At 68.8% G+C, this 25,476-nt stretch carries 22 protein-coding genes; 15 read left to right on the forward strand and 7 right to left on the reverse strand.

What is annotated here, in order from left to right:
• Positions 1–123: 123 nt before the first annotated feature.
• The gene (locus BM133_RS07935; RefSeq protein ID WP_093432819.1) at positions 124–1,053 is read right to left on the reverse strand and encodes a LysR family transcriptional regulator; all 930 of its coding nucleotides are present in this window, start codon (positions 1,051–1,053) and stop codon (positions 124–126) included.
• Between the two features lie 214 nt (positions 1,054–1,267).
• Between BM133_RS07935 and BM133_RS07940 the strand changes: the two genes are divergently transcribed.
• From BM133_RS07940 to BM133_RS07985, 10 genes are read left to right on the forward strand one after another with little or no spacing between them, the layout of a single operon-like run.
• Positions 1,268–2,074, forward strand: coding sequence for a 5-oxoprolinase subunit PxpA (locus BM133_RS07940; RefSeq protein WP_177224754.1), 807 nt, complete (start codon positions 1,268–1,270; stop codon positions 2,072–2,074).
• Positions 2,075–2,110: 36 nt separating this feature from the next.
• Positions 2,111–2,359 (forward strand): acetyl-CoA carboxylase, encoded by a 249-nt coding sequence (locus BM133_RS07945; protein ID WP_093432821.1) that lies wholly within the window; start codon positions 2,111–2,113, stop codon positions 2,357–2,359.
• A 10-nt stretch (positions 2,360–2,369) separates the two neighbouring features.
• The gene (locus BM133_RS07950; protein WP_093432823.1) at positions 2,370–3,764 is read left to right on the forward strand and encodes an acetyl-CoA carboxylase biotin carboxylase subunit; all 1,395 of its coding nucleotides are present in this window, start codon (positions 2,370–2,372) and stop codon (positions 3,762–3,764) included.
• Positions 3,761–4,672 carry a 5-oxoprolinase subunit B family protein gene (locus tag BM133_RS07955; RefSeq protein WP_093432825.1) on the forward strand — a complete coding sequence of 304 codons (912 nt, stop codon included), beginning with the start codon at positions 3,761–3,763 and terminating at the stop codon, positions 4,670–4,672. The genes BM133_RS07950 and BM133_RS07955 overlap by 4 nt, the downstream gene beginning before the upstream one ends.
• Positions 4,662–5,639: a 5-oxoprolinase subunit C family protein gene (locus tag BM133_RS07960; RefSeq protein WP_093432827.1), complete on the forward strand. Its 978-nt coding sequence runs from the start codon at positions 4,662–4,664 to the stop codon at positions 5,637–5,639. The genes BM133_RS07955 and BM133_RS07960 overlap by 11 nt, the downstream gene beginning before the upstream one ends.
• A 48-nt stretch (positions 5,640–5,687) precedes the next feature.
• Positions 5,688–6,770 (forward strand): TMAO reductase system periplasmic protein TorT, encoded by a 1,083-nt coding sequence (gene torT, locus BM133_RS07965; protein WP_093432829.1) that lies wholly within the window; start codon positions 5,688–5,690, stop codon positions 6,768–6,770.
• Between the two features lie 6 nt (positions 6,771–6,776).
• Complete coding sequence (locus BM133_RS07970; protein ID WP_256219089.1) at positions 6,777–8,294, forward strand: sugar ABC transporter ATP-binding protein; 1,518 nt, start codon at positions 6,777–6,779, stop codon at positions 8,292–8,294.
• On the forward strand, positions 8,291–9,337 hold the full coding sequence (locus BM133_RS07975) for an ABC transporter permease (protein WP_093432831.1): 1,047 nt from the start codon (positions 8,291–8,293) through the stop codon (positions 9,335–9,337). The genes BM133_RS07970 and BM133_RS07975 overlap by 4 nt, the downstream gene beginning before the upstream one ends.
• Before the next feature lie 34 nt (positions 9,338–9,371).
• Complete coding sequence (gabT, locus tag BM133_RS07980) at positions 9,372–10,643, forward strand: 4-aminobutyrate--2-oxoglutarate transaminase (RefSeq protein ID WP_093432833.1); 1,272 nt, start codon at positions 9,372–9,374, stop codon at positions 10,641–10,643.
• 9 nt (positions 10,644–10,652) lie between these two features.
• Positions 10,653–12,116 carry an NAD-dependent succinate-semialdehyde dehydrogenase gene (locus BM133_RS07985; protein WP_093432835.1) on the forward strand — a complete coding sequence of 488 codons (1,464 nt, stop codon included), beginning with the start codon at positions 10,653–10,655 and terminating at the stop codon, positions 12,114–12,116.
• 4 nt (positions 12,117–12,120) lie between these two features.
• On the opposite strand, the gene BM133_RS07990 is transcribed toward BM133_RS07985, so the two are convergent.
• From BM133_RS07990 to BM133_RS08005, 4 genes are all read right to left on the reverse strand, one after another.
• Complete coding sequence (locus BM133_RS07990) at positions 12,121–12,690, reverse strand: methylated-DNA--[protein]-cysteine S-methyltransferase (protein ID WP_256219090.1); 570 nt, start codon at positions 12,688–12,690, stop codon at positions 12,121–12,123.
• Positions 12,687–13,931: a YbfB/YjiJ family MFS transporter gene (locus tag BM133_RS07995; protein WP_093432837.1), complete on the reverse strand. Its 1,245-nt coding sequence runs from the start codon at positions 13,929–13,931 to the stop codon at positions 12,687–12,689. Before BM133_RS07995 ends, BM133_RS07990 begins: the two co-directional genes overlap by 4 nt.
• Before the next feature lie 79 nt (positions 13,932–14,010).
• Entirely contained in the window at positions 14,011–17,100 is a 3,090-nt protein-coding gene (locus tag BM133_RS08000) for an FAD-binding and (Fe-S)-binding domain-containing protein (protein ID WP_093432838.1), read from the reverse strand.
• Positions 17,101–17,115: 15 nt separating this feature from the next.
• The gene (locus BM133_RS08005) at positions 17,116–17,811 is read right to left on the reverse strand and encodes a GntR family transcriptional regulator (protein WP_093432840.1); all 696 of its coding nucleotides are present in this window, start codon (positions 17,809–17,811) and stop codon (positions 17,116–17,118) included.
• 122 nt (positions 17,812–17,933) lie between these two features.
• Here BM133_RS08005 and BM133_RS08010 point away from each other — a divergent pair, with 122 nt between their 5' ends.
• The 3 genes from BM133_RS08010 (at position 17,934) to BM133_RS08020 (ending at position 21,333) form a co-directional block, all read left to right on the forward strand.
• Positions 17,934–19,178 carry a pyridoxal-phosphate-dependent aminotransferase family protein gene (locus BM133_RS08010; RefSeq protein WP_093432841.1) on the forward strand — a complete coding sequence of 415 codons (1,245 nt, stop codon included), beginning with the start codon at positions 17,934–17,936 and terminating at the stop codon, positions 19,176–19,178.
• 113 nt (positions 19,179–19,291) lie between these two features.
• On the forward strand, positions 19,292–20,269 hold the full coding sequence (locus BM133_RS08015) for a Bug family tripartite tricarboxylate transporter substrate binding protein (RefSeq protein ID WP_177224755.1): 978 nt from the start codon (positions 19,292–19,294) through the stop codon (positions 20,267–20,269).
• A gap of 302 nt (positions 20,270–20,571) precedes the next feature.
• Complete coding sequence (locus BM133_RS08020) at positions 20,572–21,333, forward strand: fumarylacetoacetate hydrolase family protein (protein WP_177224756.1); 762 nt, start codon at positions 20,572–20,574, stop codon at positions 21,331–21,333.
• On the opposite strand, the gene BM133_RS08025 is transcribed toward BM133_RS08020, so the two are convergent.
• Positions 21,282–22,244 carry a LysR family transcriptional regulator gene (locus BM133_RS08025; protein WP_093432846.1) on the reverse strand — a complete coding sequence of 321 codons (963 nt, stop codon included), beginning with the start codon at positions 22,242–22,244 and terminating at the stop codon, positions 21,282–21,284. The genes BM133_RS08020 and BM133_RS08025 overlap by 52 nt on opposite strands.
• Positions 22,245–22,335: 91 nt before the next feature.
• Between BM133_RS08025 and BM133_RS08030 the strand changes: the two genes are divergently transcribed.
• Complete coding sequence (locus BM133_RS08030) at positions 22,336–23,526, forward strand: MFS transporter (RefSeq protein ID WP_093432848.1); 1,191 nt, start codon at positions 22,336–22,338, stop codon at positions 23,524–23,526.
• A gap of 9 nt (positions 23,527–23,535) precedes the next feature.
• Here the strand turns inward: BM133_RS08030 and BM133_RS08035 are convergent, their stop codons facing one another.
• The gene (locus BM133_RS08035; protein ID WP_093432850.1) at positions 23,536–24,363 is read right to left on the reverse strand and encodes a dienelactone hydrolase family protein; all 828 of its coding nucleotides are present in this window, start codon (positions 24,361–24,363) and stop codon (positions 23,536–23,538) included.
• Positions 24,364–24,465: 102 nt separating this feature from the next.
• Between BM133_RS08035 and BM133_RS08040 the strand changes: the two genes are divergently transcribed.
• Positions 24,466–25,446 carry a GlxA family transcriptional regulator gene (locus tag BM133_RS08040; protein WP_093432852.1) on the forward strand — a complete coding sequence of 327 codons (981 nt, stop codon included), beginning with the start codon at positions 24,466–24,468 and terminating at the stop codon, positions 25,444–25,446.
• Positions 25,447–25,476: the final 30 nt, after the last annotated feature.

Raw genomic sequence — 25,476 nt, forward strand, 5'->3', positions numbered from 1 at the left:
CTGCACCGGCATCGCCGCGCCGACCGGCTTGAACAGCACGGGGATGCGTGGGACCGCGGTGCGTCCGGCCAGCTGCAACGCAGCGTGCGTACACCCATCGAATGCGCGGTGAGGCCGACATGTTCACGCCCGGCTTCGCCCCTGCTGGCGCGCCGACGCCGGCTCCAGGAAGAGCTGGCGGAAGTACTCGCGAAACGCGGTCATGGCCGGCGAGAACTCGATGCCCTGTTTCCAGCCGAGCCCGATGTTCATCGTGGGCACGGCGTCGCGCAGGTTGATGGTCTCGATGCGCTTGCCCTCCAGCGACCAGGGTCGGTAGACCATGTCCGAGAGCACCGTCACGCCTAGCCCGTTGGCCACCGTGCTGCGCACCGCTTCCACCGAGCTCGTGCGCAGCCGCACCCTGGGCTGGTGCGGCGTCTTGCTCCAGTACTTGAGCGCGGTGGCCGCGGCCTCGTCCACCGTGAGCATGATGTAGGGCTCGGCCGCGACGTCGGCCAGCGTCACCTCGGCCTTGTCGAGCAGCGGATGCTTGGCCGGCACCCACAGCCGGCGCTGCGAACCGAAGAAGGTCTCCAGCGACAGCTCGCGCAGCACGACGTTGGAGGTGAGCACCACCCCGATGTCGTAGCGCTGGGTGATCAGGCCTTCCTCGATGGCCTCGCGCGCCACCTCGTGCACCTTGACCGTGACCTGCGGATGCAACTGCTCGAAGCGCTGCAGGTGGTGCGGCAGGAAGTACCCCAGCACCGTGTAGCTCGCCGCAATGGTCAGGGAGCCTTCGACGTTCTCGCCCTCGTGCGGCATGCGGATCGCCTCGTCCGCGGCCGACAGCACCGCGTAGGCATGGCTCAGGAAGCGCCGCCCCGCCTTGGTCAGCTCCACGCCATGGGGATGGCGCTCGAACAGCTGCTGCCCCATCATCTCTTCCAGCTCGCGGATCGCGGTGGTCACGGCCGACTGCGAGATGTTCAGCTGCAGCGCCGCGTGCGAGATGCGCCCGACCTCGGCCACGGCCGAGAAGTACTTGAGCTGGCGAAGGGTCAGGGACATGGCAGAGCCTTCCTAGGGTATTTCTGGATGCACCGACGGCGGGCGCCGACAGGCGTAAACCCGATATCGAAGAATCGAATCCCTCCAGCGTAGCGCCCATTCAGCGGTACCGCAGCATCTGTTTTTCAGATACCGGCTCGCCTGAAAACAATGCTTTTCAGTCTTTTGGCTGCTCACTAATCTTCGCTCCGTCCTGCATTGCCGTCTTCCGGCGATGCCAACGAAACAAAGGCTGCGCGACGTGAAGAAGACGCTGATCGATCTGAATTCCGACATGGGCGAAGGCTTCGGTCCGTGGACCATCGGCGATGGTGTCGACGAAGAACTCATGCCGCTGATCAGCTCGGCCAACATCGCGACCGGCTTCCACGCCGGCGATCCGAACATCATGCGCAGGATGGTGCTGCTGGCCCGGCAGCATGGCGTGGGCATCGGCGCGCACCCCGGCTTTCGCGACCTGGTGGGTTTCGGGCGACGCCACATCAACGCACCGGCCGACGAACTGGTGAACGACATGGTCTACCAGCTCGGCGCGCTGCGCGAGTTCGCACGCCTGGCGGGCCTGACGCTGCAGCACATCAAGCCGCACGGCGCGCTCTACATGCATGCGGCGCGCGACGAAGCGCTGTCGCGTGCGCTGGTCACCGCCCTGCAGCAGATCGAGCCCACGCTGCGCCTGTTCTGCATGGAGTCGTCCGTCACCTTCCAGGTGGCGCGCGAGCTCGGCCAGCCGGTGGTGCGCGAGTTCTATGCCGACCGCGACTACGACCTGAGCGGCTCCATCGTCTTCACCCGCCGCGTCGGCGCACTCCAGCCCGATGCGGTGGCCGCCAAGGTGCTGCGCGCCTGCACCGAAGGCGTGGTGCGCACGGTCGAGGGCAAGGATATTGCTATCGGCTTCGACTCGGTCTGCATCCACAGCGACACCCCCGGCGCGCTCGCGCTGGTGCAGGCCACGCGGCGCGCCCTTGCCGACCACGACATCCGCGTCGCCGGGCTCGCCCCGCTGGCGCAGGCCTGAGTTTTCCGTTCCAGTTCCAGTTCCAGGAGTGCATCGATGTCCGCTACCCACGAAGTCCTGAGCCCGCTGCCGGGCACCTTCTACCGCCGCTCGGCGCCCGACGCGCCGCCCTTCAAGGCCGAAGGCGACATGGTGGCCGTGGGCGACGTGCTGGGCCTGGTCGAAGTGATGAAGCAGTTCAGCGAGGTCACGGCCGACGCGGCCGGGCGCATCGTGCGCTTTGCGGTCGAGAACGCCGAGCCGGTCGATCCGGGCCAGCTGCTGGCCATCATCGAAGCGGTGTGAGACCGGGCCCATGAACGCTGCATTCGACAAACTCCTCGTTGCCAACCGCGGCGAGATCGCCGTGCGCATCATCCGCGCCGCGAAGGAACTGGGGCTGAAGACGGTCGCCGTCTACAGCGATGCCGACGCGCAGAGCCTGGCCGTCCGCATGGCCGACGAGGCCGTGCGCATCGGCCCGGCGCACGCCACCAAGAGCTACCTGAGCGTGGACGCGATCCTGCAGGCGGCCGCAGAGAGCGGTGCCGGCGCCGTGCATCCCGGCTACGGATTCCTCTCGGAGAACGCCGACTTCGCCGAGCGCATCGAGGCCGCGGGCCTGGTGTTCGTCGGCCCGACGCCGCACGCCATCCGCACCATGGGCGACAAGGCCGCCGCGCGCGCCGCCGCCATGAAGGCCGGCGTGCCCACCGTGCCCGGCAGCGCAGGCGTGGTGACCGATGCCGACACGGCCGTCGAAGTGGCGAAGGACATCGACTACCCGATCATGATCAAGGCCTCGGCCGGCGGCGGCGGGCGTGGCATCCGCGTGGCCCACGACGAGGCCGAGCTGCGCCAGCAGTTCGCCACCGCCACGGCCGAGGCACTGGCGGCCTTCGGAAACGGCGAGGTGTACCTGGAGCGCTTCATCCGCCAGGCGCGCCACATCGAGGTGCAGATCCTGGGCGACGGCCAGCGCGTGGTGCACTGCTTCGAGCGCGAATGCTCGCTGCAGCGCCGCCGCCAGAAGGTCTGGGAAGAAGCGCCTTCGGCCGCCATCAGCGAGGCCACGCGCGCCGCGCTCTGCAAATCGGCGCTGCGCCTGGCCAATGCCGTGGCCTACCGCGGTGCCGGCACGCTGGAGTACCTGTACGACGACGACACGCGCGAGTTCTTCTTCATCGAGATGAACACCCGCATCCAGGTCGAGCATCCGATCACCGAGATGATCACCGGCATCGACCTGGTCAAGGAAATGCTGCGTATCGCGCTGGGCCAGCCGCTGCGCCTGAAACAAGAAGACATCCGCCTGACCGGCGCCGCCATCGAGGTGCGCATCAACGCCGAGAACGCCGCGAAGAACTTCATGCCGAGCCCGGGGCTGGTATCGCAACTGGTGGTGCCGGGCGGCCCGGGCGTGCGCTTCGACACCATGCTGTTCCCCGGCTACACCGTGCCCGCGTACTACGACTCGCTGCTCGGCAAGCTGATCGTGCACGACACCGACCGCGCCGGCGCGCTGAGCCGCATGCGGCGCGCGCTCGGCGAACTGCAGGTCGAAGGCATCCACACCACGATCCCTCTGCACCGTGCGCTGTGCGAGGACGCCGACGTGGCCAAGGCCGCGTTCCACACCGGCTTTCTGGAAACCTGGCTCGCCGCGAATCCGCTGCCCGATGCCGCCCCGCTTGTGAAGGTGCCCGCATGACCGCCGCAACCACCCTTCCCGCCCAGGCCCGCTACAGCTTCGGCGGCGACGAGCACCTGTTCGTCGAGATCAGCGAAGAGATGTCGCTGCCGGCCTTCTTCAAGGGCATGGCCATCTGCAACGAGCTGCGCCGCCGCGCACAGGCCGGCGAGATCGCGGGCGTCACCGAGATCTGCCCGGCCAACGCCGCCTACCTCGTGCGCTTCGACCCCGATGCGATCGCGCCCGACGCACTGCTCGCCACGCTGAAGGAAATCGAAAGCCAACTCGGCGAGGCCGACCTGCAGATGCAGACCCGCATCATCGAGGTCCCGGTGCTCTACAACGACCCGTGGACGCACGAGACGCTGATGCGTTTTCGCGAGCGCCACCAGGACCCGTCGAGCACCGACATCGAGTACGCCGCGCGCATCAACGGTCATGCGTCGGTCGAGGCCTTCATCCAGGCGCATTCGTCGGCGCCATGGTTCGTCTCGATGGTCGGCTTCGTGGCCGGGCTGCCGTTCCTCTTCCAGATGGTCGAGCGCGAGCGCCAGATCCAGGTGCCCAAGTACCTGAGCCCGCGCACCGACACACCCAGGCTCACGCTCGGCCACGGCGGCTGCTTCAGCTGCATCTACTCGGTGCGCGGCGCGGGCGGCTACCAGATGTTCGGCGTCACGCCCGCGCCGATCTTCGACCCGGCCCAGCGGCTGTCCTACCTGAAGGACCTGATGGTGTTCTTCCGGCCCGGCGACATCGTGAAGTGGAAGCCCATCGATCGCGCCGAATACGACCGCCAGATCGCCGAGGTCGAGGCCGGGACCTATGCCCTGCGCATCGCGCCGGTGTCGTTCTCGCTCAAGGATTTCCTGGCCAATCCCGATGGCTACAACCAACAGCTGCTGAAGGTGCTCCATGGCGATTGAAGTGCACAAGCCCGGGCTTGCGACCAGCGTGCAGGACGCCGGCCGCCCCGGCTACTACAACCTGGGCATTCCGCTGTCGGGCGCGCTCGACCAGCAAGGCCTGGTGCTCGCGAACCTGCTGGTCGGCAACGACGAGGGCGCGGCCGTCATCGAAAGCACGCTGCTCGGGCCCGAGCTCCTGTTCGACGCGCCCGCGCTCGTGGCCGTCACCGGCGCCGACGCGAAGATCAAGCTCAACGGCAACGAGATGCCGCGCAACGAATCCTTCGCGGTGCAAGCCGGCGACAGGCTGGGCTTCGACTTCATGAAGCTGGGCGCGCGCATGTGCATCGCGGTGGCCGGCGGCATCGACGTGCCGCTGGTGCTGGGCAGCCGCTCGACCTACGGGCTCGGCGCGTTCGGCGGCTTCAACGGCCGCAAGCTGATGGCCGGAGACAAGCTGCCGGTAGGCACGCCCTCTTCCATCGCCCGGCCGGGCCGCAAGGTCGATGCGGCATTGCTGCCGGTGCTTGCGAAGGAAGTGGCGTTGCGTGTGCTGCCGGGCATCTACTTTCACCGCCTGCAGGACGTGTCGGTGCAGAGCTTCTTCGCCGACACCTGGACCGTCGGGTCCGAGGCCGACCGCATCGGCTACCGCTACAAGAACGGAACGCCGCTGAAGTTCCTCGAGCGCAAGCCGCCGTTCGGCGCGGGCGACGACCCGTCGAACATCGTGGACGCGGGCTACCCCTACGGCTCCATCCAGGTGCCGGGCGGGCGCGAGCCGATCATCCTGCACCGCGATGCGGTCTCCGGTGGCGGCTACGCGATGGTCGGCACCGTGATCAGTGCCGACATGGACCTGATCGCCCAGATGCAGCCCAACCACAAGGCCCGCTTCGTCGAGGTCGACATGGCCCAGGCCCTCGAAGCACGCGCCGAGCGACGACGACGGCTCGATCGCCTGCGGGCCGCACTCGCGGCCTGAGTCACCCCTTTTCTTCTTTTTTTTCTGCTGTCACCCAAGGAGTTCTTCATGAACAGTTCGCCCCTGCGCGTTTCTTTGCTCGTCGCCTCGCTCGCCGCCGCCATGCTGTGGCACGGCCCTGCCTCCGCGGCCGACTGGTTCCCCTACAAGGCCGAGGCCACCGAGCCCGCCTTCTCGGCCGAGGGCAAGAAATCGCCCATCGACTACACGCCGCTCGCCAAGGCCTCGAAGAAGTGGGACATCTGCGTGTCGTTCCCGCACATGAAGGACGCCTACTGGCTCGGCGTGGACTACGGCGTGATCGAGGAAGCCCGGCGCCAGGGCGTGAAGCTGCAGGTGGCCGACGCGGGCGGCTACACCAACCTGGCCAAGCAGGTCTCGCAGATCGAGGACTGCGTGGCGCGCGGCGCCAACGCGGTGATCATCGGCGCGATCTCGGGCGACGGCCTGAACAACGTCATCAAGGCCACCGCCGCGAAGAAGGTGCCGGTGATCGACCTGGTCAACGGCATCAGCTCGCCGGACCTGTCGGCCAAGTCGCTCGTGTCGTTCTACACGATGGGCCAGTCGACCGGCGAGTACCTCGCGAAGAAGCACCCGGCCGGTTCGGCGCCGGTGAAGGTCGGCTGGTTCCCCGGCCCGGCTGGCGCCGGCTGGGTCGAGGCCGCGCACAAGGGCTTCATGGACGCGGTCAAAGGCAGCGCCGTGGTGGTGCTCGATCCGAAGTACGGCGACACCGGCAAGGAAGCGCAGAGCAAGCTGGTCGAAGACGTGCTGCAAGGCAACCCCGATCTCGCCTACGTGGCCGGCACGGCAGTGACCGCCGAAGCCGCCACCGGCATCCTGCGTTCGCGCAACCTGGACAAGAAGGTGCAGGTGCTCTCGTTCTACATGACGCCGGGCGTCTACGAAGGCATCCAGAAGGGCCGCATCGTCGCCTCGCCGGCCGACTCGATGGTGATCCAGGGCCGCATCGCGGTCGACCAGGCGGTGCGCCTGCTGGAGAACAAGGACGTGACGAAGCACGTCGGCCCGAAGATCTTCGTGGTCGACAGCAGCAACATCAAGACGGTGAAGCTCGATGACATCCTGCCGCCGCCGGGCTTCAAGCCGGTGTTCGAGGTCAAGTAAGCCCTCATGTCGTCGTTGATGCCTGCGCTCCTGCTGCAAACCATCGGCCTGGGCAAACGCTATCCGGGCGTGCTGGCGCTCGATGCGATGGATTTCGAACTGCGCGCCGGCGAGGTGCACGTGCTGTTCGGCGAGAACGGGGCCGGCAAGTCCACCCTGATCTCGCTGCTGGCGGGCGCCAACACGCCCTCGGCCGGCGAGATCCGCATGCATGGCGAGCCTGTGCGCTTCTCGAACGTGCACGACGCCCGGCGCCACGGCATCAGCGCGGTGTTCCAGGAGTTCTCGCTGATCCCCACGCTCTCGGTGGCGCAGAACCTTAGCCTGGGCGAAGAGCCCTGCAAAGGCGGCCTGCTCGACCGTGCCGCGCTGCGCGAACGTGCCCGCGTCATGCTGGCCGACCTGGGCTTCGACATCGACGTCCATGCGCCCGTCTCGGGCCTCACGCGCGCGCAGCAACAGATGGTGGAGATCGCCAAGGGCCTGCGCGGCGAAGTGTCGGTGCTGATCCTGGACGAACCGACCGCCTCGCTGACCGACACCGAGACGCAGCGCCTGTTCGAACTGGTCGAGCGGCTCAAGGCGCGCGGCGTGGGCATCGTCTACATCTCGCACCGCATGCAGGAGATCGCGCGGATCGCCGACCGCATCACGGTGCTGCGCGACGGCCGCAAGGTCACGACCTTGCCAGCCCATGGGACGAGCGCCGACCGGCTGATCGAGCTGATGAGCGGCCGGGCCATCGCGCAGATCTACCCGCACATCGCGGCCAGCCCCGGCGAGGTGGTGCTGCAGGTCCAGGGGCTGAGTTCGCCCAACGGCGTGCGCAACGCGAGCCTCACGGTGCGGCGCGGCGAAGTGGTCGGGCTCGCGGGCCTGGTGGGCTGCGGCAAGTCCGAGCTGTTCCGTGCGATCTACGGGCTCGATGCCGTGAGCGAAGGCCGGGTCCTGTTCAAGGGCCAGCCGCGCACTGGCGCGAAGGTGCGCCAACTGCTCGACGAAGGCCTGTTCTACCTGCCGCCGGACCGCAAGGGCGAAGGGCTGGTGCTGGGCTTCACGTCGCGCGCCAACATCACCCTGCCGCTGGTGCACGGGCCGTTGCGCGGCCGCGGCGGATGGCTGCGCAAGCGCCTCGGGCGCCGGCTCTCCACCGCCGCCGCCGAGCGCGTGGAGCTCGCGCCGCGCAACCTGGAGCGTCCGGTGGCGCTGCTGTCGGGCGGCAACCAGCAGAAGGTGCTGTTCGGCAAGGGCATGACGCGCGACGCCGCGCTCTACGTGTTCGACGAGCCCACGGTCGGCGTGGACGTCGGCACCCGCAGCGCGCTCTACCAGGTGATCAAGAAGCTCTGCGAAGGCGGCGCCGCGGTGGTCGTGATCTCGTCCGACCTGCCCGAGGTGCTGCACCTGAGCCACCGCGTCTACGTGATGTGCCGCGGCGAGATCGCCGGCGAGCTCGAGGGCGACGCGATCGGCGAGACCCCTGTGCTCAACCTGTTTTTCGGTTCCAGCGAAAGAAATCCATGACCCCGCCCTCCAACGCGACCGCCATGGCGGCGCCTGCCCCCGGCCCCGGCGGCCGCCTGCTCGGCCTGCTGCGCCACCTGTTCCTTCGCCTGGGCGTGCTGCCCTTCATGCTGGTGATCGCCTTCGTGGTGTTCAGCACGCTGTCCGACCAGTTCCTCACGGTGCAGAACCTGGTGAACCTGCTGCGCCAGTCGGTCTACCTGATCCTGGTGTCGATGGGCCAGATGCTCGCCCTCGTGACCGGCGGCTTCGACCTGTCGGTGGGCACCGTGATGGCGATCACCTCGGTGGTGTCCGCGCTCGCGATGCAATTTTTCGGCGCAGCCCTTCCCGATGCCACCTGGGTGGTCGTCGTCGCCGGCTGCGCCTGCGGGCTGCTCGCGGGGTTGACGGTGGGATTGATCAACGGCATCGGCGTGGCCTTCATCGGCGTCTCGCCCTTCATCGTGACGCTGGGCGTGCAGTCCATCGGCTTCGGCTTTGCGCTGTTCCTCACGGGCGGCGTGCCGGTGTCGGGCATGCCCGGCGAATTCAGCGAGCTGTTCGGCTTCGGCACGCTGCTGGGGGTGCCGATACCGATCCTGGTCACGGCCGTGTGCGTCGCCGGCATGGGCGTGCTCATGGGCCGCATGCCGACCGGCACGCACCTGCTGGCGGTGGGGGGCAATGCCAAGGCCGCGGCGCTCTCGGGCATCGACACCCGCCGCGTGCTGCTGATGGCCTACCTGCTGTGCGCGGGCCTGGCGGCCGTGAGCGGCCTTTTGCTGACAGCACGCGTGGAGACCGGCGAGGCCAACCTGGGCGGCACGGTGGCGCTCGAATCCATCGCCGCCTGCGTGATCGCGGGCGTGAGCCTGCGCGGCGGCATCGGCCGGGTGCCCAACGTGGTGATGGGCGCCATCTTCATCGGCCTGGTGCAGAACGGCATGAACCTGGCCAGCGTCGGCTCGTACCTGCAGATGGTGGTGCTGGGCGCGCTGCTGATCGTGGCCGTGGTCGCCGACCAGATCCGCCATCGCATGGTCGCACCGGGCAGCCACTGAGCGCCGCCAGACAAGACACAAGGAAGGAAATTTCATGACGCTCAAGACCAACGCCGCCATCGACGCGCGGCGCATCGCCGCCACGCCGCGCGGCATCGGCATCGGCTTTCCGATCTACGCGGAACGCGCGCTCAACGCCGAGCTCTGGGACGTGGAAGGCCGGCGCTACATCGACTTCGGCTCGGGCATCGCGGTGCTGAACACCGGCCACCGGCATCCGCGCGTGGTCGAGGCGATCCGCGCGCAGCTGGACCGCTTCACCCACACCGCCTACCAGGTGGTGCCCTACGAAAGCGTGGTGTCGCTGGCCGAGCGCCTCAACCGGCTGACCCCCGGCACCCATGCCAAGAAAACCGCCTTCTTCACGACGGGCGCCGAGGCGGTCGAGAACGCCATCAAGATCGCGCGTGCGGCCACGCGCCGCCCCGGCGTGATCGCGCTGGGCGGCGGCTTCCACGGCCGCACCTTCATGGGCATGGCACTCACCGGCAAGGTGGTGCCGTACAAGACGGGCTTTGGGCCCTTCCCGGGCAGCATCTTCCACGTGCCCGCGCCGATCGCGCTGCACGGCGTGTCGGTGGACGATTCGCTGCGCGCCATCGAGCAGCTGTTCAAGGCCGACATCGAGCCTGAACAGGTGGCCGCGATCATCCTGGAGCCGGTGCAGGGCGAAGGCGGCTTCTACGCGGCGCCGCCCGAGTTCATGCGCGCGCTGCGCAGGATCTGCGACCGCCACGGCATCCTGCTGATCGCCGACGAGATCCAGACCGGCTTCGGCCGCACCGGCAAGTGGTTCGCCATGGACCACTACGACGTGGTACCCGACCTCATGACCATGGCCAAGAGCCTGGCCGGCGGCACGCCGTTGTCGGCCGTCTGCGGCCGCGCCGAGATCATGGATGCGCCCGCGCCGGGCGGGCTCGGCGGCACCTACGCCGCCAATGCACTGGCCATCGCCTCCGCGCATGCGGTGCTCGACGTGATCGAGGAAGAAAAGCTCTGCGAGCGCGCGCAGCAACTGGGCGACCGGCTCAAGGCGCGCCTGGAAGCCCTGCGCGCGAAGGTGCCGCAGATCTGCGACGTGCGCGGCCTCGGGGCCATGGTGGCGGTCGAGTTCGCCGGAGCCGACGGCGCGCCCGACCCCGCCTTCACGAAAGAGGTGCAAACCCGGGCGCGCGACGCGGGTTTGCTGCTGCTGACTTGCGGCGTGCATGCCAATGTGGTCCGCTTCCTCTTCCCGTTGACCATCGAGGATGCGGTGCTCGAGGAAGGCCTGGACATCCTCGCTGCCGCCCTCCAAGCCTGAGACGAACCCATGCCCCTGAAGCTCAAAGACCCGACCCTGCTGCGCCAGCAGGCCTACATTGCCGGCGCCTGGGTGAATGCCGACGACGGCACCACCGTGGCCGTCACCAACCCCGCCAACGGCGAGCAGATCGGCACCGTGCCGATGTGCGGCACCGAGGAGACCGTGCGCGCCATCGCCGCCGCCGAAGTCGCGCAACGCGCGTGGGCCAAGGTGCCCGCCAAGGAACGCTCGGCGATCCTGCGCAAGCTCAACGACCTGATGCTGGCGAATGTCGATGACCTCGCGCTCATCATGACCACCGAGCAGGGCAAACCGATGGCCGAGAGCCGCGGCGAGATCGCCTATGCCGCCTCGTTCATCGAATGGTTCGCGGAAGAAGCACGCCGCGTCTATGGCGACACCATTCCCGCACCGCAGGCCGACCGCCGCATCCTCGCGCTCAAGCAACCGGTGGGCGTCACGGCCGCGATCACGCCGTGGAACTTCCCGACCGCCATGCTCACGCGCAAGGCCGGCCCCGCGCTCGCGGCCGGCTGCGCCATGGTGGTCAAGCCCGCCACGCAGACGCCGTTCTCCGCGCTCGCCTTCGCCGAACTGGCCGGACGTGCCGGCGTGCCCAAGGGCCTCTTGTCGGTGCTCACCGGCTCGGCCAGCAAGATCGGCGGCGAAATGACGCGCAGCCCCATCGTGCGCAAGCTCACCTTCACCGGCTCCACCGAGGTGGGCCGCACGCTGATGAAGCAATCGGCCGACACCATCAAGAAGCTCTCGCTCGAACTGGGCGGCAACGCGCCCTTCATCGTGTTCGACGATGCGGACATCGACGCCGCCGTCGAAGGCGCGATGGTCTCCAAGTACCGCAACACCGGCCAGACCTGCGTGTGCGCGAACCGCATCTACGTGCAGCGCGGCGTGCTCCAAGCCTTCACGCAGAAGCTGGTGGCCAAGGTGAACGCGCTCAAGGTGGGCGACGGCACCGAGCCCGGCGTGACGCAGGGCCCGCTGATCGACGCCAAGGCGGTCGAGAAGATCGAGGAGCACGTGGCCGATGCGATCGCCAAGGGCGGCAAGGTGCTCGCGGGCGGCAAGCGCCACACGCTGGGCGGCCTGTTCTACGAACCCACGGTGATCGGCGGCGCGACGGCCGGCATGCTGTTCGCGCGAGAAGAGACATTCGGACCGCTCGCCCCCATCTTCGCGTTCGACACCGAGGAAGAAGCCATCGCCGCCGCCAACGACACCGAGTTCGGCCTGGCCGCGTACTTCTACGCGCGCGACATCGGCCGCATCATGCGCGTGGCCGAGGCGCTGGAGTCGGGCATCGTGGGCGTGAACACCGGGCTGGTCTCCACGGCCGAGGCACCCTTCGGCGGCGTGAAGCAGTCGGGCCTCGGTCGCGAAGGTTCCAAGTACGGGCTCGACGACTTCCTCGAGGTGAAGTACGTGTGCCTCGCGGGGCTGGACAAGTGATCCGCTAGAAGAGCGACGCCATGCCGTTCGGCCGCGCGTCTTCGATGCCGAGCATGCGCAGCTTGGTCAACGCACCCCCGCCCGCCGAGAACCCGCCGGGCTTGTTGCCCGCGGCGAGCACCCGATGGCAAGGCACCACCGGCGCGAAGGGGTTGTGGCCCATGGCCTGCCCCACGGCACGCGAGAGGCCCTTGTCGCCGAGCGCTTCCGCGATCTCGCCGTAGGTGCGCGTCTGCCCCGGCGGAATGCTTCGTGCGACGGCGTAGATGCGCTGGTGAAACTCCGACACGCCGCGCATGTCGAGCACGATGTGGTTCAGGTCGTCGTGCACGCCCTGCAGCAGGCCCTGGATCGCGGCGATGGCGTGTTGTGCCATGCCGTTCGGCGGCCCTTCGTGCAGGTCCGGAAAGCGCCGCCGCATGCGTGCGCGCGTCGCCGGCTCGCCCTCGTCGGCGGGCAGTTGCACGCCGACCAGCCCGCGCGGCCCCCAGGCCAGCGCGCACATGCCGATGGTGGTCTCGAACAGCGCGAAGCCGTCGTCCATCGCTGGCGCGGTGGTGTCTTGTTCCGTCATCCGGTCTCCTTCAGCGCATGCTGGCGCGATGCCAGCACCGCCCCGAGCCAAAGCGCGATCGCCGAAGCCACCAGCCCGCGCGCGAGGCCGCCCGGGCCGTCCGAGATCCAGCCCGTCACCGTCGGCCCGACGATCTGCCCGAGCGCGAAGACGATGGTGAACAGGCTGATGCCCTGCGCCCAGCGTGCCGGCGGCAGGTTGTGGCGCACCAGCGCGGTGGTCGAGGCCACCACCGACAAAAACACGCCGCCGAACAGCACGCCCGAGGCCAGCGCCACCGGCGCCGAGGAGCTCAACACCGGCAGCAGCGTGGCCACGCCGAGCAGCCCGTTCAGCAGCGCCTGCGGCTGGCCGCCGCGGTAGCGGTCGAGCAGCCCGGCCCACAACCGCGACGAGGCCACGCAGGCGATGCCCAGCAAGGCATAGAACAAGGTGACGAAGCCGGCGCTGGCGCCCTGCTCCCGCAGCAGCGCGATCACGAAGGTCATGTAGCCGATGTAACCCATGCCGAACAGCGCGTAGCCCGCGAGCGCCCAACCGAATTGACGCACTGCGGCCGGCTCTGCCGCGGACGCGGCGGTGGCCGCTGCCGATGGCGTTGCCGCAGCCGGCCGGTCCGGCATCGCGCGTGCGGCCCAGGCCAGCAGGCAGGTCGCAGCGGCGCTCGCGAGCGCCAGCGCCCACCACGCCCAGGTCCACCCATGCGGCACGCCGGACGCCGAGCGCAGAACCTGCGGCACGAGCAGCGCCGACAACAGGATGCCGAAACCGGTGCCGCCGTAATAGATGCCCAGAAGCAGCCCACCACGCGCGGCCCCGCCTCGTGCATCCGCGTCACCGAGCCGTGCGGCCAGCAGCCCGCCCGCCACGAACACCCAGGCGCTGGCCACGCCGGCCAGCAGGCGCTGCAGGAGCAAGGCCGGCGCGTCGGTCACGAAGCCGCTGCCCGCCATGAACACGCTGGCCAGCACGGCACCGACGACCAGGAGCCGCGTCACGCCGAAGCGCCGCATCAGTGCCGGCGTGACCAGCGCACCGGCCAGGTAGCCGACCGCGTTGGCCGTGTTCATGCCGCCGGCCAGCGCGTAGCTCCAGCCGAGGTCGGCGCGCATCGGCGGCAGCAGCAATGCGTAGGCGAAGCGGGTGATGCCGAGCGACACGGCCGCGCCCATCGAAAGCGCAAACGCAAGACGCAGCGTGGGCTGCGCGGGCGCGGTGGAGGAAGTGAACGTGGTCGTCATCGGATCGGGGTGGCGCGCCCATTCTGCGGCAGCCCGCGCGATCCTGCCCGCGGGCCAGCCGGTTTACCGTGTCACCGAATCAGGCGTCGGCCGGCACCGGGTCCGGCTTCAGGAGGTGCCGCGCCAGCAGCACCGCCACATGCACCGCCTCGCGCTGCGCCCCGTCTCCGATCTGGTGGCGGCAGCTGGTGCCGTCGGCCACCACCACCGCATCGGGCTTCGCGCGGATGGCCGGCAGCAGGCTCGCCTCGGCCATCTGCATCGACACGTCGAAGTGGCTCGCCTCGTAGCCGAAGCTGCCGGCCATGCCGCAGCAGGAGCTTTCGATCAGCTCGGGCTCGGCGCCGGGAATGAGCTTGAGCACCTCCATGATCGGGCTCACCGCGCCGAAGGCCTTCTGGTGGCAATGGCCGTGCAGGAGGATCGGCGCAGCGGAGGGCTTGAGCGCCAGCGCGAAGCGGCCGGCCTTGAGTTCGCGCGCGATGAATTCCTCGAACAGCAGCGCCTGCTTCGCCACGGTCTGCGCCTTGTCGCCGAAGCCCATCACCAGCGTCTCGTCGCGCAGCGTGAGCAGGCACGAAGGCTCCAGGCCGACGATGGGAATGCCGGCCTCCGCGAGCGGCAGCAACGCATCGATCAGTGCTTCGGCGCGCACCTTCGCCTCGTCCACCATGCCGCTCGCCAGGAAGGTCCGGCCGCAGCAATGGTGTCCGCCGCCCTTGCCGCCGCTCTTTTCGACGGTGTGCAGCACATAGCCCGCGGCTTCGAGCACGCGCGCCGCCGCGAAGGCGTTCTCGCTCTCGAAGGTGCCGTTGAAGGTGTCCACGAAGAGCACCGCCGCCTTGCCGCCCCGCGCCGCCACCGAGAGCACCGAGGCCTGGTCCGCGAACAACCCGGGCTCGTTGCCCTTCGCGCGCCAGAAGGTGTCGCTGCGCCATTCGGGCAGCGAGCGCTTCGCCGAAAAGCCCAGCAGCTTTTCGCCGAGCCAGGCCGCGCCGGGCACGCTGTTGCGCAGGTTCAAGAGCCACGGCATGCGGCTTGCCCTGTGCGCGTAGTCGGGCATGTAGGCGACGAGCTTGTCTTTCAGCGTGTGGCCGTGGCGCTTCTTGTAATGGTCGAGAAACTCGATCTTCATCTTCGCCATGTCCACGCCCGTGGGGCAATCGCGCTTGCAGCCCTTGCAGCCGACGCACAGGTCCATGGTCTCGTGCATGGCCTCGCCGGTGAAGGCATCGGCGCCGAGCTGGCCCGAGAGCGCCAGGCGCAGCGTGTTGGCGCGGCCGCGCGTCAAGTGCTGCTCGTCGCGCGTCACGCGGTAGCTCGGGCACATGGTGCCGGCATCGAACTTGCGGCAGTGGCCGTTGTTGTTGCACATCTCCACGGCCTTGGCGAGGCCGCCTGTGCTGTCGCCGCCGGTGCCGGGCGCGGTGGTCGCCTCGGTCACCGGGTCGGCGTTGACGTTCCAGGCCGACCAGTCGAGCACCGGCTTGAGCTCGATGCGACGGTAGGGCTTGGGCGCCGTCGGCGGCGCGAAGCGGAACAGCGAGCCGTCGTCCATGCGCGGCGGGTCGATGATCTTGCCGGGGTTGAACAGGTCGATCGGGTCGAGCTTCTGCTTGATCGCGCGGAAGGCCTCGTTGATGGCCGGGCCGAACTGCCATTCGATCCACTCGCCGCGGCACAGGCCGTCGCCGTGCTCGCCGCTGAACGCGCCCTTGTACTTGCGCACCAGTGCGCTGGCCTCTTCGGCGATGGCGCGCATCTTCGTGGCGCCGTCCGCCCGCATGTCCAGGATCGGCCGCACGTGCAGCGTGCCGACCGAGGCGTGCGCGTACCAGGTGCCGCGGCTGCCGTACCTGGCGAACACCTCGGTCAGCGCGTCGGTGTATTCGGCCAGGTGCTCCAGCGGCACCGCGCAGTCCTCGATGAAGCTCACCGGCTTGCCGTCGCCCTTCAGGCTCATCATGATGTTGAGGCCGGCCTTGCGCACTTCCCACAGGTTCTTCTGGCGTGCGTCATCGGGCATCTCGACCACGCTGCCCGGCAGGCCCAGGTCGCCCATCAGCTCGACGAGTTGCCTCAGTTGCGGCAGCAGCGCGGTCTTGTCGGCGCCGGAGAACTCGACCAGCAGGATCGCGGCGGGCTTGCCGATCAGCGCGGTCTCCACCGTCGGCTTGAACGCGGGGTTCGCCAGGCTCAGCTCGATCATCGTGCGGTCGACCAGCTCCACCGCCGTCGGCCCTAGCTTCACGATGTGCTGCGCCGCATCCATGGCCGCGTGGAAGGTCGGGAAGTTCACGATGCCCAGCACCTTTGCGCGCGGCAGCGGCGCGAGCTTGAGCTTCAGGCTCCTGGTGTACGCGAGCGTGCCTTCCGAGCCGATCAGCAGGTGCGCGAGGTTCACGCTGCCGTCGGCGGTGTAGGGCTTCTCGCTCTGGTTGTCGAAGATGTCCAGGTTGTAGCCGGCCACGCGGCGCATCACCTTGGGCCAGTTCTCTGCCATCGCATCGCGGTGCTGCCGCGCCAGGCCGCGCACGAACTGCGCAATGCCCGCCGCGCGCACGCCCATCGTGCCCACCGGGCCGAACTCGACCAGCTCGCCATTGGACAGCCACGCGCTCGCGCCCAGCACGTTGTGCACCATGTTCCCGTAGGCAATGGAGCGCGAGCCGCAGGAGTTGTTGCCCGCCATGCCGCCCAGCGTGGCCTGCGCGCTGGTCGATACATCGACCGGGTACCAGAGCCCGAGCGGCTTGAGCTTCGCGTTCAGGTGGTCCAGCACGAGGCCGGGCTCGACCGTGGCCGTGCACTCCTGCGCGTTCACTTCGAGCACGCGGCGAAAGTGCTTGCTGTTGTCGATCACCAGCGCCGCGCCCGTGGTCTGCCCGCACTGGCTCGTGCCGCCGCCGCGTGCGAGCACCGGCACCTTCAGGTCGCGCGCGATGTCGATGGCGGTCGCGATGTCTTTGTCGTTCGTCGGCACGAAGGCGCCGACCGGGGTGATCTGGTAGATCGACGCGTCGGTGGCGTAGCGCCCGCGCGAGCCGTCGTCGAACAGCACCTCGCCCTGCGTCTCGGCGCGCAGCCGGCGCGCGAGCAGTTCGCAGGTGTCGTTGGGCGGAAGAACGGTTCCGGCTGGCTGCATGTGGCTGGCGGGGTCGATGCGCATGATGGATGTGTGGGGTCAGTTCGCCTTGCTGGCCTGGGGATAGATCTCGCCGGCGCGCAAGAGCTCCAGCACGGTGTCGCGCTTGCGCAGCACGTGCGCGATGAGCACCTTGCGCATGGCCTGCGCGTCGCGCGCGGCCAGCGCCTGGATCATCTGTTCGTGCTCGTCGACCGCGTGCTTCCACTTGGCCTCGTTCTGGTTGGTGCGAAAGCGCAGCGACTGCACGCGCGCATTGATCGAGCGGTAGGTGCCCGCGAGCACCGGGTTGCCCGCGGCCTCGTTGATGGCCGTGTGGATGCGCGCGTTCAGGCGGTAGTAGCCCGAGAGATCGCGCCGCGAAAAGCAGGCCAGCATCTCGTAGTGCAGCGCGCGCACCTCGGCCAGTGCCTCGTCGGTGATGCGCTTGGCAGCGAGCTCGCCCGACATGCCCTCCAGCATCGCCAGCACCTCGAAGGTGTCGAGCACGTCGGCCTCGGTGAGCTTCACGGCCACCGCGCCGCGGTTGGGCAACAGGTCGACCAGCCCCTCGGCCGCGAGCAGCTTGATGGCCTCCCGCAGCGGCGTGCGCGAGACGCGCAGTTGCAGGCACAGCTCGCGCTCGTTGAGCTTGGCGCCCGGTGCGATGTGCCCCTCGACCAGCATGGTGCGAAGGCGCGCGGCCACCTGGTCATGCAGGGCGAGCCTGGAGATCTCGATGATTTCAGCAGTCATGGGTTTTCCCTTTGAATGCATTTTGAATGCAAAAAATAGGCACTACAACCCTATCAATTAAGGGTAAACCATCAAACAAAAAAGCATTTTGAATGCAAAACTGAAAAGCGAAAGGACAGTCCATGCTGCAACTCGACATCCATCCCACCGGCCGCCATTTCCTCCAGATTCCCGGCCCGAGCCCTGTGCCCGACCGCATCCTGCGGGCCATGAGCCTGCCCACCATCGACCACCGCGGGCCCGAGTTCGGCACGCTCGGCCTGAAGGTGCTCGGCGGCATCAAGCAGATCTTCAAGACGAAGCACCCGGTCGCGATCTACCCCGCGTCGGGCACCGGCGCCTGGGAGGCCGCGCTCGCCAACACGCTGAGCCCGGGCGACCACGTGCTCATGTACGAGACCGGCCACTTCGCCTCGCTCTGGCAGAAGATGGCCGCGCGCCTGGGCCTCTCGACCGAATTCCTGGCCGTGTCCGGCACCGACGAGCACCTGCCGAATGCACCGAGCTGGCGCCGCGGCGTGCAGGCCGAGCTCATCGAGGCGCGCCTGCGCAAGGACACCGAGAAGAAGATCAAGGCCGTGTGCGTGGTGCACAACGAAACCTCCACCGGCGTCACCTCCGACATCGCTTCTGTGCGCAAGGCCATCGATGCGGCCGGCCACCCCGCCCTCTTGATGGTCGACAGCATCTCGGGCCTTGCGAGCGCCGATTTCCGGCACGACGAATGGGGCGTGGACGTGACCATCAGCGGCTCGCAGAAGGGCCTGATGCTGCCGCCGGGCATCAGCTTCAACGCGCTCTCGCCGCGTGCCCTCGAAGTGGCAAAGACCGCGAAGCTGCCGCGCGCCTTCTGGGCCTGGGACGAGATCGTCGAGATGAACAAGGACGGCTACTGGCCCTACACGCCCAACACCAACCTGCTCTACGGCCTGTCCGAATCGCTCGACATGATCCTCGGCGAAGGGCTGGACAACGTGTTCGCGCGCCACCAGCGCTGGGGCGCGGGCGTGCGCGCCGCGGTCAATGCCTGGGGCCTGCCGATCCAGTGCGCGGACCCGGCCGTGTATTCGCCGGTGCTCACCGGCGTGATCACGCCCGAAGGCGTCGATGCCGACGCGCTGCGCCGCTTGATCCACCAGCGCTTCGATCTCTCGCTCGGCACCGGCCTCGGAAAGCTCAAGGGCCGCATGTTCCGCATGGGCCACCTGGGCGACAGCAACGACCTGACCCTCGTGGCCATGGTCGCGGGCGTCGAGATGGGCATGAAGCTCTCGGGCATCAAGCTCGCGGGCAGCGGCGTGCAGGCGGCGATGGACCATTTCGCCAACCACGCGGCAGCGCCCGTCGGCTTGCAGAAAGCCGCCTAGGCACGAGACACACGCCGGCCGCAGCGTATCGCTCGAACGATACGGCGGCCTTCACCTTGCCGTGCTCCCAGCCCGGCACGCATCGGACCCCCAACACCACGGAGACAAAGATGATGCAAAGACGTTCCCTCATTCAAGCCGCGGGCGCCGCGGCCGCCACGCTGGGCGTGCCCCGGCTCTTCGCGCAGGAGTGGCCCTCGGGGCCGGTGCGCATCGTGGTGGGCTTTCCACCGGGCGGCGGCACCGATGCGCTCGCGCGCGTGGTCGCGCAGAAGCTCACGATCATGTGGGGCCAGCAGGTCATCGTCGAGAACAAGGGCGGTGTCGCGGGCGTGCTCGCAGCCGACTACGTGGCCCAGCAGCCCAGCGACGGCAGCACGCTGCTGATGGCGCACATCAACAGCCACGCGCTCGCACCCAGCCTGCAGCCCAAGCTGCGCTACAACGTGGAGCGCGACTTCGTGCCGATCGTGCTCGTGGGCGTCACTCCGAACCTGCTGATCGCGAACCCGGGACAGAAGGCGCTGAGCGTGAAAGACATCGTCGCCGCCTGCAAGGCCGCGCCCGGCACGGTGAGCTTCGGCTCGGCCGGCGCGGGCTCCGCGCAGCACCTGGCGCTGGAGATGTTCAAGCTGCAGGGCGGTGTCGATGCACTGCATGTGCCGTACAAGGGCAGCGGCCCGCTGCTGGCCGACCTGATGGGCGGGCAGATCCAGTACAGCTTCGAAACGATGACGGCCGCCACGCCGCATGTGAAGAACGGCCGCGTGATCGCGGTCGCCCAGACGCGCACGAAGCGCGCCAAGGGCCACCCCAACGTGCCGACCATGCAGGAGCAAGGCTTCGCGGGTTTCGAGGCCACCACCTGGTACGGCCTCGCCGGCCCCGGCAAGCTGCCGCCCGCGATTGCGCAGAAGGTGAATCGCGACGTGAACACCGTGCTTGCCATGCCCGATGTGCAGGAGCGCATGGACACCTACGGCGCCGAAGACGGCGGCGGTTCGCAGGACAAGTTCAAGCAGTTCATCAGCACCGAGATCGCCAAGTGGGCGAAGGTGGTGAAGGACGGCAACGTGCACGTGGAAACCTGAGGCCTCTGTTCGGGGCGACGATCACGCCGACGGGGTACCTTGCTCCGCGAATGTCCCCCGGGGCTTCGCCCCTCCTCCTTGATTTCGCTGCGCAAGGCACCCCATCGGCGTGCTCGTTTTCAGAGCGGTCGTTGATCAGCGATATGCCGACAGCGCGTCCAAGTGCGAAGGGCATCGGGTGCTTCCCGCAGCGAAATCAAGGAGGAGGCGAAGCCGGGGGACATTCGCGGAGGGGAGTACCCGGTGGCCTTCGCACCCGCCCTGAACAGAGCAACTGACAAAATCCAAAGATGAATCCACAAATGACCGCCCTCGCCGACGCCTTGATCGCCGCGCGCCGCAGCAACCGCACCCTCGACGCCGCCCCCTGGACCGATGCGTTGCAAGACGCCAGCCAGGCCTACGAAGTGCAGGACGCGGTGGCCGCGGCGCTCGACTGGTTCGGTGACGACGGCGCCCTTCCGGGCCACTGGAAATCCGGCGGCGGCTCGCGCAGCGTGACGCTCACGCATGCGCCGCTGCCACCGTCCGGCGTGCGCCAGAGCCCGGCCAATTTCGACGACCTCGTGTTCCATACGCCCGGCATCGAATCCGAAATCGCGCTGCGCCTCGGCCAGGACGTGACACCCGCACAGGCCGCGAAGCTCGACCACGACAACGCGGCCTCGCTCATCGACGCCATGGCCGTCTCCATCGAGATCGTCGATGCGCGCTGGCAGGACCTCGCCTCCACGCCCGCCCTCTTGCGCCTGGCCGATTCGCAAGTCCACGGCGCACTCGTGCTCGGCGAATGGCAACCTTACGCCGCCGTCGACTGGGCCTCGCAGCGCTGCGAAACGCGCATCGGCGACGGCGAGGTCGTCGTGCGCGAAGGCACCCATCCGCTGGCGGACCCGGCGTGGCTGCTGCCGATCTGGCTGCGCCACATCACGCGGCACGGCCAGACCGCGCGCGCCGGCACGGTCGTCACCACCGGCTCCTGGGTCGGCGTGCTGCCCTGCCGCCGCGGCGATCAGGTGACGGCCGAGTTCCCCGGCATCGGCGCGGTCCGCTTGCGCGTGTAGCGCCCGTCTCCCACGCCCGAGCAGGCCACCAAAAAGTCGAGCACCGCGCGCACCCGCGCGGGCAGCGTGCCGGCCTTGCCGATGTACACCGCGTGGATCGGCTCGATCTCGCCCGGGTTGAATTCCTCCAGCAGCGGCACCAGCCGCCCGGCATCGATGTCGTGCTGGATGTGATAGAGCGACAGCCGCGCCACGCCAGCACCTGCGATCGCAAGTTGCCGCAGCGTCTCGCCGTCGCCCGCGCGCACCGGGCCCGCCACCGGGATCGCGATCGTCCGGCCGTCGACGCGCAGCGGCCAGTCGGGCGCGTTGCGGCGGTAGGTCCAGCCGAGCCGGTTGTGCGCCTCCAGCTCTTGCGGTGTGCGCGGCGTGCCGTACTTCGCAAGGTAGTCGGGCGCGGCCACGATGCACTGGTTCGTTTCGCCAAGCCGCCGCGCCACCAGGTCGGACGACGGCAGCTGGCCCCAGCGGATCGCGATGTCCGCGCGCTCGTCCATCAGGTCGACGATGCGGTCGGTCAGCGCGATGTCGAGCGTGATCTCCGGATGCATCTCGAGCAGGCGCGGCACCAGCGGCACCAGCTTGTGATGCCCGAACGACACGCTCGCATTGATGCTCACCCGCCCGCGCGGCGCCGCGCCGGCGGCGGCACAGCGCTCGGCCTCGTCCATGTCGGCCAGCACGCGCGTGCTGCGCTCGTAGAAATGCAGCCCTTCGGGCGTGAGCTGCAGCTTGCGGGTGGACCGGTGCACCAGCTGGATGCCCAGCCGCAGTTCGAGCCGCGCCACCAGCTTGCTGATGGCCGAGGGCGTCATGTCCAGCAGGCGCGCCGCCGCGGAGAATCCGCCGGACTCGACCACCTGCACGAAGGCCTCCATTTCGCCGGAGCGGTTGACGTCGAGGCGTGGCATGGGGACTCCTGTCTGTGATTTCAAATCACAAGTGCGTGTACTGGCGGCATTCTAGTCACAGGCCTCGAATGTCTTCACAGTACGGGTCATCATGCCAATCGCTCTACTTTCCCTCACCGCCGGTGCCTTCGGGATCGGCACCACCGAGTTCGTCATCATGGGCCTGCTGATGCAGGTGTCGACGGACCTTCATGTCTCCATCACGATGGCCGGCCTCCTGATCTCGGGCTATGCGCTCGGCGTCGCGGTCGGCGCGCCCGTGCTCACCATCGCGACGCGCAAGCTGCCGCGCAAGACCGTGCTGCTCGCGCTGATGGCGATCTTCACGCTGGGCAACCTGGCCTGCGCGCTCGCCCCCAACTACGAAATGCTGATGGCAGCGCGCGTGGTCACCTCGCTGGCGCACGGCACCTTCTTCGGCGTCGGCTCGGTGGTGGCCACCGGGCTCGTCGCGCCCGAGCGCCGCGCCTCGGCCATCGCGATCATGTTCACCGGCCTCACCGCTGCCACGCTGCTGGGCGTGCCGGCCGGCGCGTGGCTGGGCCTGCAGTTCGGCTGGCGCTCGGCGTTCTGGGCGGTCACGCTGATCGGCGTGCTGGCCCTCGTGGTGCTCGCGGTGTTCGTGCCCCGCGTCAAGGGCGAGGCCAAGCCCGCGCCGCTGCGCGAAGAACTGGCCGTGCTGGCCCGCCCGCAGGTGCTGCTGGGCCTGGCGATGACGGTGCTCGGCTTTGCCGGCGTGTTCGTGGTGTTCACCTACATCCAGCCGCTGCTGACGCAGATCACCGGGCTGTCGGAATCGGCCGTGTCGCCGATCCTGCTGGTGTTCGGCGGAGGCCTGGCGGTGGGCAACATCCTCGGCGGCAAGCTGGCAGACCGCGCGCCGATGGCCGCCGTGCTCGGCACGCTGGTGGCGCTGGCCGTGGTGCTCGGCGCGATGCAGTTCACCATCGGCACGCCGTTCACCGCGGTGGTCTTCGTCGGCCTCTTGGGCGTGGCCTCGTTCGCCACCGTGGCGCCGATGCAGCTGCGGGTGCTGGAGAAGGCCTCGGGTGCCGGCCAGAACCTGGCGTCGAGCCTCAACATCGCGGCCTTCAACCTGGGCAACGCGCTGGGCGCGTGGGTCGGCGGCGTGGTGATCGACCACGGCCCGGGCCTGCGCGCGCTGGGCTGGGTGGCCGCGCTGCTCACGCTCGTGGGCCTGGCGATCGCGCTCTGGAGCCGCTCGCTCGAGCGGCGCGACACCGGCCGCCCCGTGGCCGATTGCGCCTCGGCGCAGGCCTGATTCCCTCGGCTACTTCGAGGCCAGCCGGCGCGCGAAGAAAGAAAGGATCTCGTCGCGCGCCGCGATCGTCGGCTGGCCCGCCTCGTCGATGAGGTGGGCCGTCACCACGCTGTGCGGGCTCGCGACCACCTGCGCGAAGAACGAAGGCAGCGACTCCTGGTTGGCCGCGCTGTCGGGCAGCACCCGCGCAACGAAGCGGGTGCCGAGCGCTTCGGCGTAGGCGGCGAAGCGCTGCGCGGTGCAGAACTTGTCGCCCTCGAAGCGATAGGCCATGACGGTCAGGTCTTCGCGGTCCAGGCGCTGCTTCACCGCGGAGATTTCCTCCGGCGAGATCTCGATGCCGGCCGGGTTGTCCAGCGGCAATGCCGGCTGCGACAGCACCGGCGCCACCACCGAAGGCTCCAGCATCATCGTGAGCGCGAAGTTGCCTGTGAAGCACATGCCGATGGCACCGACGCCCGGTCCGCCGCATTCCCCGTGCGCCAACCGCGCGAGCGCGCGCAGCCATTGCGTCACCGGGCTGGACTTGTTGCCCGCGAAGGCACGGAACTCGGCACTCACGCAGGCATGCTGGAACACGGCCTTGCCCTCCTCTGCATCCGCCACCGCACCATCGCGGCCGAACAGCGAGGGCATGTACACGGTGAACCCCGCATCGCGCACCCAGCGGGCGAAGCGCGCAACGTGCGGGCTGATGCCGGGCATCTCGGTCATGACGATCACCGCCGGACCGGCGCCCGCGACGTAGACCTTCTTCATGGCGTCTTCCAGGGTGATCTCGCGGCGCTCGAAGTCTTCGAGCGGATCGGTTTCGTTCAGGTTGCGGGTCGTCGGCATCGTGGCTCCTGCAGGTCTTCAGGTGGATCGGAGCGGCCATTACACGTGGCCAGGCGCTAGACTGACAGTGTCCATTTAGACGTTTATCAGGCGTTTCCAGCCATGCGCGATTTCACCGTCCTCGTGCTCCCCAGGGCCTTTGCCACCAGCGTCTCGATCACGCTGGACGTGCTGGAGGCCGCGGCCGGGTTGGCACCTGCATTGAAGATGCCCCGGCCGACATGGCGCGTGGTGTCGCCCGACGGCGGCTTCGTGCCGCTCAGCAGCGGCCTGCACATCGAGACCACCGCGATCCCCGGCCGCCCACGCGCCGACGCCTCCACATGGATCGTCCCGGGCCTCGGCGTGGACCGCCCCGCGGACCTGGCCGAGCGTCTGGCCGACGACTGCGCCACCCGCGCCATCGCCGCCGTGCGCCGCCACGCCGCGCGCGGCGGCGCAGTGGCCGCCTCATGTTCGGCCGTCTTTCTCTTGCAGGCGGCCGGTGTGCTGCAGGAGCGGCGCGCCACCACCACCTGGTGGCTCGCGCCGGAACTGCGGCGCATCGAACCTCGCTGCAACGTCGATGCGGACCGCATGGTCTGCGCCGATGGACCGGTCAGCACGGCCGGCGCCGCGTTCGCCCAGTCGGACCTCATGCTCCACCTGCTGCGCACGCGCTTCGGCGCACCGCTGGCCGACGCCGTCGGCAAGGTGCTGTTGATCGACGGGCGCGAGGCCCAGGCGCCATTCGTCGTGCCGTCGATGATGTCCAACGGCAGCGAACTGATCCGGCGGCTCACGCAGCGCATCGAATCGTCGCTGCCGCGCCCGCCGAGCGTCGCGCTCCTCGCCGACGAGTTCGCGATGTCGCAGCGCACGCTGGCCCGCCATGTGCGCGCCGCAACGGGCCTCGGCCCGCTGGCGCTGGTGCAGAGCGTTCGCTTGTCCCGGGCGCGGATGCTGATCGAGACGAGCCGGATGACGATCGACCAGGTTGCGGCGCAGGTCGGCTACGAAGACGCGACGGCTTTGAGACGCCTCATGCGGAAGGCTGCGGGCGCCACGCCGAGCAAGTTCCGCATGAATCTGCAGGCGGCCTAGATTCGGGTCGCTTTCGTTCTGGAAGAATCC

Source organism: Variovorax sp. 770b2 (genome assembly GCF_900115685.1).
In the GTDB taxonomy this organism is placed as follows: Bacteria; Pseudomonadota; Gammaproteobacteria; order Burkholderiales; family Burkholderiaceae_C; genus Variovorax.

Bases quoted from the DNA above. Each gene is read 5' to 3' on its own strand.
- BM133_RS07990 (WP_256219090.1), bottom strand. From the start codon at position 12,690: ATGACGGAACAAGACACCACCGCGCCAGCGATGGACGACGGCTTCGCG.
- BM133_RS08020 (WP_177224756.1), top strand. From the start codon at position 20,572: ATGACCGCCCTCGCCGACGCCTTGATCGCCGCGCGCCGCAGCAACCGC.
- BM133_RS07945 (WP_093432821.1), top strand. From the start codon at position 2,111: ATGTCCGCTACCCACGAAGTCCTGAGCCCGCTGCCGGGCACCTTCTAC.
- BM133_RS07975 (WP_093432831.1), top strand. From the start codon at position 8,291: ATGACCCCGCCCTCCAACGCGACCGCCATGGCGGCGCCTGCCCCCGGC.
- BM133_RS07995 (WP_093432837.1), bottom strand. From the start codon at position 13,931: ATGACGACCACGTTCACTTCCTCCACCGCGCCCGCGCAGCCCACGCTG.
- torT (WP_093432829.1), top strand. From the start codon at position 5,688: ATGAACAGTTCGCCCCTGCGCGTTTCTTTGCTCGTCGCCTCGCTCGCC.
- BM133_RS08035 (WP_093432850.1), bottom strand. From the start codon at position 24,363: ATGCCGACGACCCGCAACCTGAACGAAACCGATCCGCTCGAAGACTTC.
- BM133_RS08000 (WP_093432838.1), bottom strand. From the start codon at position 17,100: ATGCGCATCGACCCCGCCAGCCACATGCAGCCAGCCGGAACCGTTCTT.
- gabT (WP_093432833.1), top strand. From the start codon at position 9,372: ATGACGCTCAAGACCAACGCCGCCATCGACGCGCGGCGCATCGCCGCC.
- BM133_RS07940 (WP_177224754.1), top strand. From the start codon at position 1,268: ATGCCAACGAAACAAAGGCTGCGCGACGTGAAGAAGACGCTGATCGAT.
- BM133_RS07970 (WP_256219089.1), top strand. From the start codon at position 6,777: ATGTCGTCGTTGATGCCTGCGCTCCTGCTGCAAACCATCGGCCTGGGC.
- BM133_RS07960 (WP_093432827.1), top strand. From the start codon at position 4,662: ATGGCGATTGAAGTGCACAAGCCCGGGCTTGCGACCAGCGTGCAGGAC.
- BM133_RS08010 (WP_093432841.1), top strand. From the start codon at position 17,934: ATGCTGCAACTCGACATCCATCCCACCGGCCGCCATTTCCTCCAGATT.
- BM133_RS08015 (WP_177224755.1), top strand. From the start codon at position 19,292: ATGCAAAGACGTTCCCTCATTCAAGCCGCGGGCGCCGCGGCCGCCACG.
- BM133_RS07985 (WP_093432835.1), top strand. From the start codon at position 10,653: ATGCCCCTGAAGCTCAAAGACCCGACCCTGCTGCGCCAGCAGGCCTAC.
- BM133_RS07950 (WP_093432823.1), top strand. From the start codon at position 2,370: ATGAACGCTGCATTCGACAAACTCCTCGTTGCCAACCGCGGCGAGATC.
- BM133_RS07955 (WP_093432825.1), top strand. From the start codon at position 3,761: ATGACCGCCGCAACCACCCTTCCCGCCCAGGCCCGCTACAGCTTCGGC.
- BM133_RS07935 (WP_093432819.1), bottom strand. From the start codon at position 1,053: ATGTCCCTGACCCTTCGCCAGCTCAAGTACTTCTCGGCCGTGGCCGAG.
- BM133_RS08005 (WP_093432840.1), bottom strand. From the start codon at position 17,811: ATGACTGCTGAAATCATCGAGATCTCCAGGCTCGCCCTGCATGACCAG.
- BM133_RS08040 (WP_093432852.1), top strand. From the start codon at position 24,466: ATGCGCGATTTCACCGTCCTCGTGCTCCCCAGGGCCTTTGCCACCAGC.
- BM133_RS08030 (WP_093432848.1), top strand. From the start codon at position 22,336: ATGCCAATCGCTCTACTTTCCCTCACCGCCGGTGCCTTCGGGATCGGC.
- BM133_RS08025 (WP_093432846.1), bottom strand. From the start codon at position 22,244: ATGCCACGCCTCGACGTCAACCGCTCCGGCGAAATGGAGGCCTTCGTG.